Here is a 16445-nt window from a genome sequence, read left to right on the forward strand (position 1 = left end):
AGGCGATAAACAATGCAAACCGCTATCATTTTTGACGTCTTCGGGACGCTCATCCGCATCGAAGACCGGCGGAACCCTTACCTTCAACTGCTCAAGTATGGTCGCTCCCAAGGAGTCTCCCCTTGCGCCGAGCATCTCCAGTTGCTCATGACCCGTGAGCTTGACTGGAGGGAAGCAGCCGAGGCATTGGGTATCCGTGCGGGGTACGTGAAGCTCTATGGCCTGGCTCGGCAGCTACAGGAAGAGCTGTCGAGCATAACGCTTTACCCCGACGCATCCGACGCCCTTGAGCTTCTACAGGGGGCAGGCATCAGAATCGCTTTGTGCTCAAACTTGGCTTCGGGCTATGGCCCGGCTGTTCGTGCGCTGCTGCCAGGTTTGGATGCGTACGGTTTCAGTTACGAAGTGGGTGTGGTGAAGTCGAATCCAATCATCTATCAGTCGGTGTGTCGCGACCTCGGTGTTCAGTCGGGGCAGCAGATGTGGGGTGATCGAGTCTACATGGTTGGGGACTCGATCAGATGTGACCGGGATGGGGCCAGAGCTGCTGGGATTGCGGGGTTTCATCTAAGCCGTACGGGTAGAGGGGATTTTTCTAATCTGGCCAAATTTGCTGAATGGGTGTTGAAAGGCTATCGGTTCGAGCTGCCTTCCTGATTGTATCGATGCTGGTGAGTGTGTCTTTTCAAATTATTCTCTAGAGCATTTGAGCTGCGCTGGGCTAACTGACTTACCTACGGCACTAGATCGTTTTCATTAGGGAGAGCTTGGCAAGTGATGCACTGCAATAGAACCAGTCGAAGAATTTTCGCTGACTCGTCGACAGCGCTGACTGTATTGCTTTTAATTTTTGCTCCATGTACAGCAGCAGAGCGAATATTGTAGAGCTTTTTGATGGTTTCAAATGTGTCCTTGCACTTAATTTGATCTTCATGATGTAAGAAGCGGGCTATGTACAGGCTGAGCCGAAATCTGATTTCTGAGCTTGCGCCAAAAATTCCCTCGATACCTGCCCACAGTATTGCTAGCTTTATCCTGGGCATTGAATGCCATCGATATGAAGCGAGGCAATGTATAGCAGTTTGAAAACGATCATCATCGAGAAGTTTTCTTGCATCCGCGAAATGGGTTTTAATCCAAGATAGATCTTCAGTAGAGAGTTTATATGGTTTTTCGGAGTTTAGCCCTCGCATGTGAAGGCTAGTTGAATTCAAATGACTGTCCTTATTTATTTTGGATGCTGTAGTGTCTGACTGAATATTGAATCCAACCTCTGTGTGAAATATTGCGCTGAGTATGAGGACGTCCCATATGGAGTTCCAGGCGCGTGCAGTCAACTCTTCCTTCGTGTTAGCAGTTATCTTTAACTGTGCTGTAATTCGAGGTATATATGCTGCTATGACGGCTATGTCATCTGGCCTTCTGCAAGTTTTAATGGCTGTATCAAAATCCAAATGAGAGGTGTCTGCAGGTTGCAGGCAAATATTGTCATCGAGCAGTACTTCTTCATGTGCAATTATTCCGTTTAAAAGTATGTAGGTTGGGCTTCCATTTGTTAATATCTGCACCAGTAATCCTCAGTTTCAAAGAAAGTCAGTTTCGTTGATCTTTCACATGTTTATAGGTGGGCTTAGACAAGCAAGGCCAACGGTGTCCATCAGTGAGTAATTATTCAGCATGCTGTCGGCTTCTGTCTAGAGACAATCGGAGGTAGCAAACGCGATGGAGTAGTGGTTTAAGGCAGATTTTGCTGATTTTTAGCAGGCTGCAGGGTCGTCTAAATCGGTTATAGCCCTCATTGTTAAATTGATTGCCCTGTGACCAACTTCGACCATCGGGTTTTAGTATTAGGCATCAACCGGTCGCCGGTATTTACGCATGCTATTGATAAATCATCGAAAAGCCGCAGCACCGAAGATATCATCTCCTGCTCATGTAATCAGAGGTAGATTATGGTCAACCTGCGGACTTCGGGTTGGTAAGTTTCGATAATTGCAGTCATTTCTGAAAAGCTAAATCAGCTAAAGTATCTGATTGAGGGCAAAAGCGACTCTACGGTAAAAGGCGATATCCATGCCCAAATAGACCGGCTCGAAGCCTTCTGGATTAACGTTGAGCACTATCAATACTTTGACCACCCAGGCCGGCCATCAAGCTCTTCCAGAAGGTCATCGTCGTCACTTCTAGCGCGATAGCTGTCCGACACAGGGCGAGTATCCATCTCTTCGAAATTCAGGATCGATTGTGTCTGTCTGGTGGGAGCATGGTAGGTAGCTTGTTCGTAGCAGGCGAACCGCCGAGCATCATTACTGGTACTCCAATCAGTTCCTTCGATGTCTGCCTCATGAAGGCCGCTGATGCCGGCCTTGTGCGCTTTGGCTGCGGCGGAGTTTTGGGGAAGCGGAATCCCCTTAGAGATCCACACTCTTGCATCTCGCAGGGCCTTTGAGCCAATGGAGTATTTGACCACGCCATCTTCTGCGACAACGAAAGCCAGATGTCCCTCTGAGGCCTGTGCGAACTTGGATGCGATGCAGGAGCGGGATGCTTGGAAGTAATCCGCCAGTTCGGCAAGGCTCTCCAAGGAAAAGTCTCGCTCCTCAGTAAATGGCTGGATCATTGCCCAGGGAACCAAGCACTCGGAAGCGAAGAGGTCACACGAAACCTCTTCCGGGTGACGCCCTGTGAAGCGCTCTAGCTCATCACCGGGCACCTTCAGGCCATGTTTGGACGGGAGCTCAAGGACATGGTGCGCGATCTCATGCAGGATCGTGAAACGCTGTCGAACCGGGCTGTCCTTTTTGTTGACGCAGATGTGCTTCTGCCCACGTCTTTCGAAAGTGTTACCTGCTTCACCCTCCTCAAGCTCCACGCGTGAGACCTTGAAGCCCAAGTGGATCGCAAGCGCTTCAACATCAACTGGAGCTGTGTTGATGCCGGCGTCTTTCAGCAGTTTTCTAGCTCGTGAGATGACAACGTTTTCGTCCATGAAACCCCTCGCAGTTACATTTGCTGGATGAGTTGGATCCTCTTGAGCCAAGCCTCTTCCGTGTTCGGGCGTTCACCTCTGAAGCTCATCGTTGCGACGTCTTCAAAGTCCGCCCATGGGATGTCCATTCGAGACACCATCAGTCGGTACAGGGAGTCCTCGACAGTAACTGACTTGGCCAGCAGCTTGAACACCTCACTTTCGCGGTCATCCAGCTCGAGTGCTTGACTCAGGCGGTCGACGACCTCCTCAGAAGGGGCCGCTCGGTCTCCCTTCTCAAGTCTCCAAATGTATGCGTGATCCAGATCGCCTGCGCGTTTCTCCAGGTCACGGAAGCTCAGCTCTTTCGTTCACGCATGGTAGCGATGAACCCGGCCAAATCCATTTTTTCTCCAACCTCTTGCATTGCCCAAACGGGCGGGAGTAGTCTGTTGCCTAGTCAGACAACAGCTCGTGATTCATGATCCATGATAAGCGGCTTTTTTTTGAAGTCCACTGTTGTCTGGATGGACAACGACCGTTGGGTCGTTTTTTTAGGACGGTGGTGTTGTCTGCGTGGACAACAGCTCATTTGGTTCAGATACGAGGATTCACCTATGAGTCAATTGAACGATTTTGAGGTTGAGGACGTGGCTGCCGCCCTCTTGGGGGGCCGCGAGGTGCGTGACCATGGCCCGTACAAAATCCAGCTCGGCAACGAAGCGCTGGAGTACCGGCCACTGGTGATCGTAGATCCTGTTCCGACAGGGCAGCAGGTATTGGAGGCTGCTGAACTCCGTCCAGTGGACGAATACCTGCTGTTCCAGGTACTCACCAACGGCCACTTGGAGCTGCTTAGCCCTGGTGAGACCACTGACCTGCGCCAGGCTGGCATCGAGAAGTTCTTGGCGTTCAAAAGTGATCGCACCTTCCGCTTCTTCATTGATGGGCGGGCACAGGACTGGGGGCACAGCGCATTTCTGGGCGCACCTTGAAAGCGCTCGCCGGCGTCGATCCGAAGCTGTACGACATCTTCTTGGTGATCCCAAGTGATGACGATGAGCTGATCGAAGACCGCGACCTGTTCGACTTGGCGCGCCCTGGGGTCGAGAAGTTCGCTGCGGTGGAGATCAACATCAAGGTCTTCGTAAACACGGAGCCGGTGTTCGTCCATTCGCGCAACCTCACCTACTGGGAAGTAGTACGGCTGGCCTACCCGGAAGCCGTACCGGATCCGAACGCCCAATTCACCGTTACGTTTGCGAAAGGTCACGAAGGTAACTCCATGACCAACCTGGTCGATGGCCAACACGTCCGTATCAAGAAGGGGATGCACTTCAATGTCACACCAACTGATAAGTCGTAGTCCTCACCTCCTGCGCCTGCGTAACGAGGGGTACAACCTGGAGACCAAAGAAGGTTATCTCTTGGTTCGAGATGTGCCCTACGTGAACGCTCAGCGCCAGGTGTGCAAAGGCGTGTTGGTCATGGCGCTCAATCTGACCGCTGATGTAGCGGTCAGCCCGAGCGACCATACGGCACATTTCATTGGTGACTGCCCTTGCTATTCGCAAGGGCGTCCCCTCGAGCAAATCATCAACAGCAGTGGTACCAATCAGCTGCTGTCGGATTTGGTCGTGAACCACTTCTTCTCGGCCAAGCCCAAGACGGGCAACTATGCCGATTACTACGAGAAAGTCTCGATCTACGTTTCGATTCTGAGTGGCCAGGCTCAGGCGATAGACAAGGAAGTCACTGCCAAGACGTTCGCACCGTTCCGATCCGATGTCGAGGATACGGTTTTCGCTTACACCGACACGGCCTCGGCACGTGCTGGTATAGGAGCACCCACCGGGAGGTTCAAGGGGCTGAGGGTAGCAGTGGTTGGGCTGGGTGGTACCGGGGCTTACATCTTGGATCAAGTTGCTAAGACGCCTGTGGCAGAGATCCATCTGTACGATGGTGATGTGCTCCAGCAGCACAATGCGTTTCGCTACCCTGGCGCTGTGTCCTTCACCGACCTTCAGCGGGGAATGAAGAAGGTGGAGTACCTCAATGAGAAATACGGGGTGATGCATCGCAGCATCATTCCCCATCCCTGCATGATCACTGCTGGGAATGTCGCTGAGCTGGGCGCTTTCGACTACGTATTCCTCAGTGTCGATAGTGCTGCCGTGCGGGATTTGGTGGTGAAAGCACTCCGGGGCACGCGAACCTCGCTTCTTGATGTCGGCATGGGTGTACACCTGGTGGGCGATAAGCAACAGGTCTGGGGAATGTGCCGCGTAACGACGCTCACGCCTGGGCATCATGAACACGCGAATCGCACCATGCCGCTCACCGAGAACTCTGCAGAAGATGCCTATCGTTCGAACATTCAGATCGCTGACCTGAATGCCCTCAACGCGGTACTCGCGGTTGGCACCTGGAAACGGCTCTGTGGGTTCTACGTCGACCAAGTCCAGGCCGACCACTTCACCTACTCGACCAACTTGAACGAGATGGGCAACAGCGAGGAGCGCCCATGATCATCAAGAGCCTCACGCCTCAGTTCGTTGAGAGCTTCCCCCAGAAACTGGAGCCAGGTGAGCTTTACCTGGCGATGGAGTTCGCAACCGCAGCGCACCTGTGTGCCTGTGGTTGCGGCAATAAAGTGATCACCCCGTTCTCACCAACCGATTGGCAGATGTCATTCGATGGTGAAACGGTGTCGCTCAAGCCTTCTATCGGCAACTGGTCGTTCAAGTGCCGCTCTCACTACTGGGTACGGTCTGGGCGGATAGAGTGGGCCGGCGACATGTCGCAGGCCGCGATCAACGCCGGGCGCAACCGTGATGCCGAAGCGAAAGCACGGCTGCAATCGAGTAGAACGGAGGAGGTTGTGGCTCGTCAGCCGGCGCCTCAAACCCAAGAGCAAGTCGATGAACCGTCCTTGATCGCCAGGTTCAAGACGTGGCTCGGGTTCTGATCTTGGACGACCAGCCACATGCCTATAAAGGAGGGGGCCCGCACTGGAGGAATAGGGCCCTTCGATGATTTTCATTCCCCCATCTCCTCCTGTCCGCCAAGTCCCGGCATCATAGTCTGAGGCGTAAAAGCTCAGGTTATTGGATGATTTGCACTATTTTGGTGCAAAATTAATGGTAAACTACACTTTAAGTGTATGAGTGCCATATGCCATACTCGGTTTATCCAACGATTTTCGCCCGGCTAGGGCACCTCTGTGATGGAGGTTTTGGCGTTGCAACGCCGACTAGCAGGGGAGAACCGTCAAAATTTTGTTGGGAAGCAAAATTATGATGGTGCTACCGTTTGGCGGATCTTGAGGCTGTTGGCTCATGAACCTTGGAGCTTTAGCTCGGTCTGAACTACAGTCGTGATACCGCTTGTCGGCTGACCACAGGTACTGCTTGTGAGCCTGGCGACCGGAATTGATAATCCGCGCCCCCGCGCAAACGCTTCGGTACGACGTTGCTGTCCAGTGGAGTCAGCGGTCGCGCACTTGGATTCGTTGATGCATCGTGGAGCCAATATTCTTAGAGGATGGAACTATGACTCTGGAGCGTATGATCGAAGAGGCCCGTAACCGGAAGGGTTCTCATGAAGCCAGCCTGAAGGCGGCTCGCGACCGCATGGCCGACACCAACAATCGTCTGGTACGTGAATTCGCTAAGCAAGAAGTCACCGCGACACTGCTGGCCAAGACCTGCAGCCTCTAACAAATCTCTTTATACGAAAGCAGCCTGATGGGCTGCTTTTTTTTGCGCGATCATAATGACTCCATATCTCATCACCAGCTTCGAGGAAGCGACGCTGGCAGCTTTGATTCATGAGCCTTATGGCTACGATCATGCTGACATTTTCGACAAACCTCAGATCACGTACATCTACAACTATCTGAAATCCTTCATGCCAGAGATTCCGAAGGACAAGAAGACAGTAGGGAGCATTCTGCTCGAGCATGAGTATATCGACCGAGATTTCCTTGAGGACTACTCCCGCTTTTATCTAGGGCGTTTCGGCAACGACGGCTATAAATGCGCTCGGCTTCACTTCTTCAATTGCGATCTGACTCATAAGCGGCTTGATGCCTTGCTTGCTGGCGATGCAGGTGTGGTGCTGGCCGATGACGACGATGAGAACGCGGTGAAGACTGTAGAGCAACTGCAATCTCACTACCTCGGCTTCATGGTGATCAAGCCGCTCACTCGAACATTCGTGGGTAAAACCTGCCTGCGTGTGAGCGGTGACCGAGGTGATGGCAAGAAAAAAATCGATAAGCCCTACGATGTGAACCTCTTCGGCATCAAGCTTACGATCAATTCGATTGCCTTCCAGGAGCAGGACAAGGTGGTGGCTGCTTGTGCCACCACCGCCATTTGGACAGCGCTGCACAGCCTGCCAGGTCGAGGGGTCAAGGACATCAAGTCCTGCAGCGAAATCACCACTGCTGCGTTGAATTTTGTGGATGGCTCGAGTAACGGCTTCCCTAACAAAGAGCTGACCAACAAACAGATTCAGCGAACGCTTGACGTTGAAGGACTGCGATATCACAGCAGTAGCCTTGAGGAGTCGAGCCAGAAATCGTTTCGCGAAGCCCTTGTCGCCCATATCGATAGCGACCTGCCTGTCATTTTGACCGGTACCGTATATGGTGTGGAACCTAACGAATCGGGTGAGTATGTCAAAGCAGGGCACGCCATCACCGCCCTTGGCTATGATTTCCGGGGAGACTCAAAGTGGGTGTATGTCCATGACGACCGCCTTGGCCCGTACGCTAGAGCCGAGATGGTCATGGTTGAGGCCATCTTGAAGGAACGTACCCCAGAGGCTGCAAAAGGTCGATGGGGCTTGGCGATGTCTGTTCGCGAGCCGAATGCAACCACGTGGGTTCCCCCCCATGAGATCATCGTTCCAGACATTTCGATCATCCCGGCAGATAGAAAGACCCGTATCGATTTCAAGTTTGCGCACGGCACCGCTGAGCGCATCCGTGACCAAGTCGCAGGCTACCTCAAGGATGAGATGTGTCCCGAACTGGGCATTGAGGTGCCGGACGTCAGCTATAAGGTCAGATTGGCGTCTATTGCTCAAGCGCGGGATGTTGTTCGGTTACATCGTACCCACCGGAAGGTGGGTGATATGCTGGGCAGCTACACTCTTGATGAAGAGAGGATGATTCGCTGGCGGAAGGAGAAACTCAGTTTCCTGACTGGCAACCTGGCGCGCCTGCAGTGGCAAATTGACGTCTACTGGAATTCAGAACCGGCCTTCCGTGTGTTTTTGGATGCCACCGATATCCCATTAGGCAACGCGGTTTCGGGCATTTACATTCTTGACCCGATTTTTGCCGATGCGATGTTGGCCGGATTCATTGGCCAGGAGAGCCAAGTCGCCGGTCTGGATGACCAGCACTTCTTTCCAGCATTCACCAGAGCCGTCAAGCAGCGCCGAGATGACTACGAAAGCCATCTCAACAGCATGTATGGCACGCTGCGTGCGCCCAACCACATTAAACAGAACGAGGTGGCGCGGAACGGGAAGGGTACTAACCCGACCGCGAAAAAGTTCTGGGATCCTCAGCAGATTCGATTGGTTGAGGTTCATGAAGCGTACAAAAAATTGGCTGAGGCAGTGGCCAGCGACCCAAGCTCAAAAAGCCAGCTCATCTGGGCCATCGGCAAGGATGGTGAGCTGTTTATCGCTGAGGACATTCCCAAACCGGATGAGCTCGGCCATCCCAGTATGACTGGTATGCAAGCTGCTCGGATTGCTGGTGAAATCAAGCCTAAGGACGGCTATTGGGAAGTTAACTTCTTCTCGGGTAGATACAGTGGTGACTACGCCGATGCGGAAAGGACGCAGTTCCTGACCAATGCGGTGTACAAGATTCGGTCACTTTTTCCATATGATAAGTTCGAGGCTTTCTACCCTGACGCTCCTGCCTCAAAGGTCTGATCGTCGACTGATCAGCGGTACCGGCAAGCGGTAGCGATGCTGAGAAAAAGGCATCGCGGACACCTAATGTGGAATGAGCCCGCCCCTAGAGATAGGGCTGGCTCAGGGGCTGATTGGTGCGGTACAGGATTGTCCGCTCATCACGTGTGCGCGGACGTCGCCTGTCTTACGAGTCGATCACCGTAGGAGCGAGGTCTGCCAGGGTTAAGCTCGTCAAGCGGAAATGGCACGGCTCACGCCTGGCTTTTCGTCATTATCTTCACGTTGAATCGGACAGGTATCACGCAGGTGTCAGCCCTGAACTGGTCGACGACCGGATGCTTTTTAGCGTGAGAAGCCCCAACTGTCTGTCTATAATCCGCGCATGTTGAATCCGACCGAAATCCGCCCAATCCTCAAGCAGTGGGTCACGAAAGCGATGTCCCACGACGAGAGTGACGTCTTCATTGAGGAGCTGTGCTTCATCGATAAGGCCAGACGCGCCGATCTCGTTCACGCCAATGGGAAGCTGACCGCTTTCGAAATCAAGTCGCATGCTGACACCCTGGTGCGCTGGGAGGGTCAGCAGCAGGCTTACATGGCGTGCTTTGACGAGGTCTGGCTATGCTGCCATTCGAAGCATTTGGTGAGGGCTCTTGAGTCCTGTCTTCCGCATGTTGGCGTACTCGTCGTCGATGACTATTCTGGCATGGCGATGATCCGAAGGGCGAAACCCAACAAGCTCCAGGATAAATTTCACCTGACGGGATTCTTGTGGCGTAGCGAGTTGGACGCACTCGCGAGCCAGAATGGGGTGGCAACGAAAAGTCGCGACCTCATAAAAGAGGTGCGCCGCCAGCTGTGCGACGCCCTCTCCATGAGCGTGATCAGATCACATGTATTGGATAGCTTAAAACAACGTTACCGTTAAATTAGGTCATCGTCGTCAAGGTCATCAAAACCGTCGGTATCTACAATGGACTGGATCATGGCGCAGATATGCTGATTGATCCTGTATCCATTCCACGTTCCGTTGTTCCCGTAACCGGTAGATGTGGCAACAATTCTGCCGTACTCACGAGTAGCCCAGCAGAAGTCATCGCCGTGATAACCAGGCAGCCCTCTGATTTCTTGGGCGATTTCAATGTACCGTACAAATTCCTTGTCCGTACCTTTACGCCGTTGCCACCACTCCGTCGGGGTGTAATAACAGGCAAAAGGAAGCACTGGCATGCCTCGTATGTATTCCATTGGGGCCGTTGGGTTGGTGGCGGCGTAATCCCCGTAGACGATATCTGACTCTATACCGCTGGTTTCGACCCTTGCTTGCCACGCAACGTCGTAACACGCGGAGGAACGGGAGGTATTTGAGGCAGGTTTATCGATCGGGAAGGAGGTGCTCATCAGAACCAGATTCCGTATCTGATAGCTGTTGAGTTGACGCAGGGACACATTGAAATCCGACCCTGAGGCAGTATTGGCCGGAGCCGTGGCACCGAAGTCCAAAATGACCGTCGCGGTGTCCGGGCTTTCAAGCGCATCCAAGATGGACAGCAATCTGCTCCACGAAGTTGCGGTAGGCTTTTCTGGGCAGGTAACCCTGATAGCTATATGGGGGAAATCGCCCTGTAGAGCGAGTGCGCTTTGGATGACTGCTCGCTGAGGGTCATCATCAACCCAAGACACCACTGGTATAACGTTCTGGTTGATGCCTGCCACATCCGAAAAGAATCGCCGTTTGTTCTCAAACGTACCGTGAGGGTTGTGCAGGTCATTCGTAGTGATGAAGGCTTCAGCTACGTCTTTCGTTACTCTTGAGACGTCTAGGAAAAATGGATGCTCAGTCCAATTCGCCAGGAACGTTTGTAGGTGTCTGTCCTCGTCACCCCGCATGTCCAGCAGCGGAGCTACAACGTCCCGCCTGTGGTCTTCCAGATTTATCAGCGCCTTGACGTCATTCTGACCAACTCGTAAACACGCCACGTATTGCATCTTGCACTCCTTGCATGCTGTGAAAAACGGTTTTGCCGTGGCGCTGACTGCATGGCGAGTTAAAGAGCCCCGTGATCAGCAAGCGTCGACGTGGGGAACATATCAATTTGCGCTGCACTGCCACTGCCCTACGTCATGCTTCCAGCGAGACGGCAGGTGGAAATTGGTAAGATAGCACTTGGCCACTCAATAAAAGCTTTAATGCATTGTTTTGGGATATAGGGTGCGCCTGTGCCCGATTAGTCGGTGAGTTATTCATAGTGGAGCTCACCAAACAGGCCGATCATCAGATCACCGTCCAGGATCTCAAAGGGCAGGGTGACGTACTGGTCAGGATGCCGTGGTAGCGCCTTTCCATCGTGGGCTGAGTTCTTGGTGTGCCCCTGAACGCACTCGCCGTTTTCTTTGACGTAGGGCAGCACCACAATCCGTCCATGATTCTTGGATAGGATCGTCCCTTCGTGCCATAGAGTACTTCCTTCATCGCTGCTGGACTCTCCACCCGTGTTTTTCACGATCCATCTTGGCAGCCCGTCGTCCTCATACCAGAACACGAAGCCTCCCCAGACCAGTACCCTCTGGCCGCGCATCCTTGCCTCGGCGAGCATTTGTTTTACGCTCGCTAACTGCAGCAGTTGGTTGGCTCGAGGAAGTAGCAATGCGCGAATCTGCGCTTTGGTTTGGCCCCAGTGATCGAACCCTGATAGTCCGTAGCCCCTTGCCGTCAATTCACGCAAGCAGGCCTGTGAAAGCTTCGCGTCCAATGCACCGTGGTACTCCCATGTTGATTCCCCCGTGCGACGCAAACAGGCTTTGAAGTCTGGAAATGCTACAAGCTGGAGGTATGGAGCAACATCAAGCTGCTGCGATAGCGGCTCACGCAGGCGCTCAATGCCCCTAGGTAATTCGAGGTTATGAATGGCGGGACGCGGGAGATGGGCATTACGTTTAATTGCCTCACGCTCCATCAGCTCTTCCTCATCACGAATTCGGCGTCCTGCCGTCAGCGCCTTCTCGACTTTTAGCCTGATCGAGCTCTGATGCACAGGATCTTTTACCGCCTGTGCTACCAGCTCGCTGGTGCGGCTGTTGAATTCATCCGCGGCCTCAATGGCTTCATCGTAGGACGTGAAAACAGCCACCCTCGCATGGCCGTTACCGTTACCGTTGTCGTAGAAGTAGCGCCTCCAGGACAGCTGAGACTCTGGAAAGAGCTTGAGTGCACGCAGTTGCCATGTCCAACCTATGCGGAATTGCCGAAACGGAAAAACGGCCAACGTAGGCATTGAGTGGTACGGCATCTGGTCTAGGCGCATCGATTCTCCCTGGCATTCGACTTCTAACATCTGTGCCAGCGCTGGAGCTGACCTTGGGAGCATAGACTCCCGATACATCATGGAGAGCACATCGCCATGACGGTTTCGCTTCTTTTGGCTAGAGGCCCTGTGGTTCAAGCCTTTCGGCGGGAGGTGGGCCGAAAAGCTAAATCAATAAACTGGTGCTTTATACAGTAATAGGGGTTGCTTCAGTAATGTGCAAAAGCATATAATGCACATATACCAAGTTGCTTGGAAGGCGCTGGGAAACTTCGTAATGTGCAGTAAGGTGGGGTGAAGAGGGGCCTGGGCACGCCCTTCAACATCACCGAAGGCGCCGCGCTGCTGAGCCTGTTCGGCCGCCTCACCGGCTACACCCCGCGCTGGTTCACCTATTTCATCGGTGATGCCCACGTATACGAAAACCACCTCGACATGCTCAACCAGCAGATGAGCCGCGAGCCATTGCCGGCACCGAAGCTGGTGATCTCCGACAGGGTGCCTGCATTTGCGGATACTGGGGTCTATGCGCCGGAGTGGTTGGAGAAGGTCGAGCCTTCGGACTTTACCCTGGAGGGGTACCAGCACCATGCACCGTTGACGGCGCCGATGGCGGTTTGATGCGGTGCTTCGTACTCTTCCTTAGGGTTTTAGCGCAGGTGCCTGGCTCTACTGCGAGGTGGAGTTGCGGCTTGCCATCAGAGATAGCGCCTAGAGAAGGGTGCCCGATCCTCACTTCCCTCTATCGGATTTCACCTTGTGTCATGCAGGCCGCAACGCTATAGTGATTGCGCGGGAAATAAGAGCAGGGCTCCAAGATCATCAGGCGAAATCGGATCTGGAGTGTGGATTGCACGGAGACGCCAGCCGTGTGGTAGCGGCATCAGACTTTGGTCTGTTGGCATGTGACCCAACCTTTCGGGGTTAGCTAAGCAAGCGCTGCGACTACCATCCCGCATATCTTGTTCAGCCAAAGGCGCCTTCTGGCGCCTTTGGCGTTTCCGAGGGTTGAATACCCTCAATCACTCCGACGGCCTTCCCGTTAGGTGCCCGGTTTCGATAAGCGGTTACCACGCTGTAATAGAGCCTATCCCGCCGGCAGGCCAGGCTGCCAGTACTGCGCATCCCTTGCGGCCCCGGAGCACGATCAGGCGGTCGTTCCCTTTCATCGAATTGAACTCACAAACGATGCTCGTGCCATGCACGATGATGTCGGAAACAAAGCGCGACACGTCATAGACCGTTGGGTAGCCCCACTTCACCAGGTCATGCCCACGCTCTTGCCAAATGTGGCGTACACCAAAGCCTTTGTGAGGCCCGATGTGTTTGCCCGCTCTGAGGTATATGTCCCCGCCAGGCTGCTGCAACAACTTGCTGGTCACCTTGACCAATCCCCAGGATTCCAGGCCTGTTGCGGGGTGAGCTATGTTGAAATTTTCGTGATGGTCGAACTCGACCGGTATTGCCTGAGGCGGTAGCGCCTTGAAACGTGACATGCCAGCAATCCTTAACTACCTGATGGCTCCATTCTCACGTCACGACTGGCCGTGTCAGAACCGCACTTTCCCATTTCATCGAAACTATCCATGCAGGTGGTCACCGGGTTTCAGCGGCGTTAGCTCCAAGGTGCAGAAGCCGAACGTCACTTCATCAAGACCTTCAAGCGCCAGCTATCACAGTCCGTACCCCTGTATCAAACCACCAACCCCGCCGCATGCCCCGACGCCCACGCCCACTGAAAGTTGAACCCGCCCAGGTGCCCGGTCACATCCAGCACCTCACCCACAAAATACAGCCCGGGGCTCTTCAGGGATTCGAGCGTCTTGGATGACACTTCCCGTGTGTCGATCCCACCCAGCGTAACTTCAGCAGTCCGGTACCCCTCGGTACCCGCCGGCACCACCTGCCAGCCACTCAACCGTTCAGCCACACTTTCCAGTTCGGCATGGTTGTACTGCTTCAGCGGTTTGGACTCGAACCAGCTCTCGGTCAGCAACTGCGCCATCTTGCGGGTGAAGACTTCGCCCAACAGCGTGCGCAGTTCGATGTTCGGCCGCGCCGCCTGCTGTTCGCGCAGCCATTGCAGCGCATCGAGGCCGGGCAGCAGGTCGATCTCAAGCGTATCGCCCGCCTGCCAGAACGACGAAATCTGCAGCATCGCCGGCCCGCTCAAGCCACGGTGGGTGAACAACAGGTTTTCGCGGAAGGCCTGGCCATTGCAGCGTGCGATGCAGTCGACCGAGGTGCCGGAGAGCTCTGTGCATATCGCCTTGAGCTGGTCGGTAATGGTGAAGGGCACCAGCCCTGCGCGAGTTGGCAGCAGCGTATGGCCGAACTGGCGGGCGATGTCGTAGCCGAAACCGGTGGCGCCCAGCGTCGGAATGGACAGCCCGCCGGTTGCCACCACCAACGACTGGCAGCGCACTTCACCGAGTGTGGTGCTCAATTGATAGCCGCCACTTTCAAGCGCAGTAATGCGCTCGATCGAAGTGCTCATGTGCAGTTCCACGCCTGCCCATTCACACTCGGTGAGCAGCACTTGGAGAATGTCATTGGCCTTGTTGTCGCAGAACAGTTGGCCGAGTTTCTTCTCGTGGTACTCCACACCGTGGCGTTGCACCAGCTCGATGAAATCCCACTGGGTGTAACGGGCCAGGGCCGATTTGCAGAAGTGCGGGTTCTGCGAAAGGAAGTTGGCAGGCTCGGTGTGCAGGTTGGTGAAGTTGCAGCGCCCGCCGCCAGACATCAGGATCTTCTTGCCCGGCTTGTTGGCGTGGTCCAGCAGCGAAACTTTGCGGCCACGGTAACCGGCCTGGGCTGCGCACATCAGGCCGGCTGCACCGGCGCCGATCACAACGACATCGGCCTGGATCACAGCAGGCGCACTTTCAGGGCACGGCCTTTGATCTTGCCGTTGTTCAAGCGGGCCAGCGCCTGCTTGGCGATGCTGCGTTCCACTGCCACATAGGCCTGGAAGTCGAAGATAGCGATCTTGCCAACCTGCGTACCCGGCACGCCTGCGTCGCCGGTGAGTGCGCCGAGAATGTCGCCGGGGCGCAGTTTGTCCTTGCGCCCGGCGGCGATGCACAGCGTGGCCATCGGCGGCACCAGTGGGCCATCACCTTCGTGCTTGAAGCTGTCCAGCTCCTGCCAGTTCAGCGGCGCCTTTTGCAGAGCCTCCACGGCCTGGGCGCGATGGGCTTCGGCCGGCGCCACGAGGCTGACCGCCACACCCTGTTCGCCAGCGCGGCCGGTTCGGCCGACGCGGTGCACGTGGATCTCGGCGTCGCGCGCCATCTCCACGTTGATCACCAGGTCCAGCCCGTCGATGTCCAGCCCGCGCGCGGCCACGTCGGTGGCCACAAGCACGGTGAGCGAGCGGTTGGCGAACAGCGCCAGTACCTGGTCGCGATCACGCTGCTCCATCTCGCCATGCAGTGCTGCAGCGCTGATGCCCTTGGCGGCCAGTTGCTCGACCACCTCCTGGCATTGCTGCCGGGTGAAGCAGAAGGCCACGCAGGTGGTAGGGCGGAAATGCCCGAGGATGCGCGCCACGGCGTTGATGCGCTGATCGGGCGCGATCTCGCAGAACACCTGCTGGATCTGCGAGTCGCTGTGCAGCGCCTCGACCTTGACCTGCTGCGGGTCGCGCAGGAACTGCCCGGCCAGCTGGTCGATGCCCTTGGGATAGGTCGCCGAGAACAACAGGGTTTGCCGGCGCGCCGGGGTGTGCTCGATCACCGCGGCGATGGCATCGAAAAAGCCCATGTCGAGCATGCGGTCGGCCTCGTCGAGCACAAGCTTGTTCAGGCCCGAGAGGCTCAGCGTTTGCTTGTCGAGGTGCTGCTGCACACGGCCCGGTGTGCCGACGATCACATGAGCACCGTGCTCCAGCGAGGCGATCTGCGGGCCCAGCGGCACGCCGCCGCACAGGGTGAGGATCTTGATGTTGTCCTCGGCCCGTGCCAGCCGGCGCAGCTCCTTGGCCACCTGGTCGGCCAGCTCGCGGGTAGGGCACAGCACCAGCGCCTGGCAGCCGAAGTAACGCGGGTTGAGGCTGTGCAGCAGGCCGATGCCGAATGCGGCGGTCTTGCCGCTGCCGGTCTTGGCCTGGGCGATCAGGTCGCGGCCGGCCAGGATCACAGGCAGCGCCTGGGCCTGGATCGGCGTCATTTCCCGGTAGCCGAGGCTGTCGAGGTTGGCCAGCATCGCGGCGGGCAGGGGAAGGCTGG

General features: G+C 55.3%; 16 protein-coding genes and 1 pseudogene. 9 read left to right on the forward strand and 8 right to left on the reverse strand.

Annotated features, from left to right (window positions below):
- Nucleotides 1-12 precede the first annotated feature (12 nt).
- The gene (locus tag LN139_RS22875; RefSeq protein WP_236357212.1) at nt 13-657 is read left to right on the forward strand and encodes an HAD family hydrolase; all 645 of its coding nucleotides are present in this window, start codon (nt 13-15) and stop codon (nt 655-657) included.
- Between the two features lie 77 nt (nt 658-734).
- On the opposite strand, the gene LN139_RS22880 is transcribed toward LN139_RS22875, so the two are convergent.
- The 3 genes from LN139_RS22880 to LN139_RS22890 form a co-directional block, all read right to left on the reverse strand.
- On the reverse strand, nt 735-1568 hold the full coding sequence (locus LN139_RS22880; protein ID WP_236357214.1) for a HEPN domain-containing protein: 834 nt from the start codon (nt 1566-1568) through the stop codon (nt 735-737).
- A gap of 554 nt (nt 1569-2122) precedes the next feature.
- Nucleotides 2123-2989, reverse strand: coding sequence for an ImmA/IrrE family metallo-endopeptidase (locus LN139_RS22885; RefSeq protein ID WP_236357216.1), 867 nt, complete (start codon nt 2987-2989; stop codon nt 2123-2125).
- Nucleotides 2990-3003: 14 nt separating this feature from the next.
- A complete protein-coding gene (locus tag LN139_RS22890; protein ID WP_329611059.1) occupies nt 3004-3330 on the reverse strand; it encodes a helix-turn-helix domain-containing protein in 327 nt (108 codons plus the stop codon).
- 255 nt (nt 3331-3585) lie between these two features.
- On the opposite strand from LN139_RS22890, the gene LN139_RS22895 reads away from it, so the two are divergent.
- The 7 genes from LN139_RS22895 (at nt 3586) to LN139_RS22925 (ending at nt 9836) form a co-directional block, all read left to right on the forward strand.
- A complete protein-coding gene (locus LN139_RS22895; RefSeq protein WP_236357218.1) occupies nt 3586-3963 on the forward strand; it encodes a multiubiquitin domain-containing protein in 378 nt (125 codons plus the stop codon).
- Nucleotides 3960-4334: a multiubiquitin domain-containing protein gene (locus tag LN139_RS22900; protein ID WP_236357220.1), complete on the forward strand. Its 375-nt coding sequence runs from the start codon at nt 3960-3962 to the stop codon at nt 4332-4334. Before LN139_RS22895 ends, LN139_RS22900 begins: the two co-directional genes overlap by 4 nt.
- Complete coding sequence (locus LN139_RS22905; protein ID WP_236357223.1) at nt 4309-5496, forward strand: ThiF family adenylyltransferase; 1188 nt, start codon at nt 4309-4311, stop codon at nt 5494-5496. The genes LN139_RS22900 and LN139_RS22905 overlap by 26 nt, the downstream gene beginning before the upstream one ends.
- Nucleotides 5493-5936, forward strand: a complete 444-nt coding sequence (locus LN139_RS22910; protein WP_236357224.1) for a DUF6527 family protein — start codon at nt 5493-5495, stop codon at nt 5934-5936. The genes LN139_RS22905 and LN139_RS22910 overlap by 4 nt, the downstream gene beginning before the upstream one ends.
- 583 nt (nt 5937-6519) lie before the next feature.
- Nucleotides 6520-6687, forward strand: coding sequence for a hypothetical protein (locus tag LN139_RS22915; protein WP_236357226.1), 168 nt, complete (start codon nt 6520-6522; stop codon nt 6685-6687).
- Nucleotides 6688-6742: 55 nt separating this feature from the next.
- Nucleotides 6743-8926, forward strand: a complete 2184-nt coding sequence (locus LN139_RS22920) for a hypothetical protein (protein WP_236357228.1) — start codon at nt 6743-6745, stop codon at nt 8924-8926.
- Nucleotides 8927-9290: 364 nt separating this feature from the next.
- On the forward strand, nt 9291-9836 hold the full coding sequence (locus LN139_RS22925; protein WP_236357230.1) for a sce7726 family protein: 546 nt from the start codon (nt 9291-9293) through the stop codon (nt 9834-9836).
- Here the strand turns inward: LN139_RS22925 and LN139_RS22930 are convergent.
- Complete coding sequence (locus LN139_RS22930) at nt 9833-10897, reverse strand: beta family protein (RefSeq protein WP_236357232.1); 1065 nt, start codon at nt 10895-10897, stop codon at nt 9833-9835. The genes LN139_RS22925 and LN139_RS22930 overlap by 4 nt on opposite strands.
- Nucleotides 10898-11148: 251 nt before the next feature.
- Nucleotides 11149-12213, reverse strand: coding sequence for a hypothetical protein (locus LN139_RS22935; protein ID WP_236357234.1), 1065 nt, complete (start codon nt 12211-12213; stop codon nt 11149-11151).
- 303 nt (nt 12214-12516) lie between these two features.
- On the opposite strand from LN139_RS22935, the pseudogene LN139_RS22940 reads away from it, so the two are divergent.
- A pseudogene (locus tag LN139_RS22940) lies at nt 12517-12834 on the forward strand (thymidylate synthase); the annotation flags it as partial.
- Between the two features lie 446 nt (nt 12835-13280).
- On the opposite strand, the gene LN139_RS22945 reads toward LN139_RS22940, so the two are convergent.
- From LN139_RS22945 to dbpA, 3 genes are all read right to left on the reverse strand, one after another.
- Nucleotides 13281-13709 carry a hypothetical protein gene (locus LN139_RS22945; RefSeq protein WP_236357236.1) on the reverse strand — a complete coding sequence of 143 codons (429 nt, stop codon included), beginning with the start codon at nt 13707-13709 and terminating at the stop codon, nt 13281-13283.
- Between the two features lie 197 nt (nt 13710-13906).
- Entirely contained in the window at nt 13907-15088 is a 1182-nt protein-coding gene (locus LN139_RS22950; protein WP_236357238.1) for an NAD(P)/FAD-dependent oxidoreductase, read from the reverse strand.
- Nucleotides 15085-16422 (reverse strand): ATP-dependent RNA helicase DbpA, encoded by a 1338-nt coding sequence (gene dbpA / locus LN139_RS22955; RefSeq protein WP_236360580.1) that lies wholly within the window; start codon nt 16420-16422, stop codon nt 15085-15087. The genes LN139_RS22950 and dbpA overlap by 4 nt, the downstream gene beginning before the upstream one ends.
- Nucleotides 16423-16445: the final 23 nt, after the last annotated feature.

This window comes from Pseudomonas sp. KNUC1026, from assembly GCF_021650705.1.
Taxonomy (GTDB): Bacteria; Pseudomonadota; Gammaproteobacteria; order Pseudomonadales; family Pseudomonadaceae; genus Aquipseudomonas.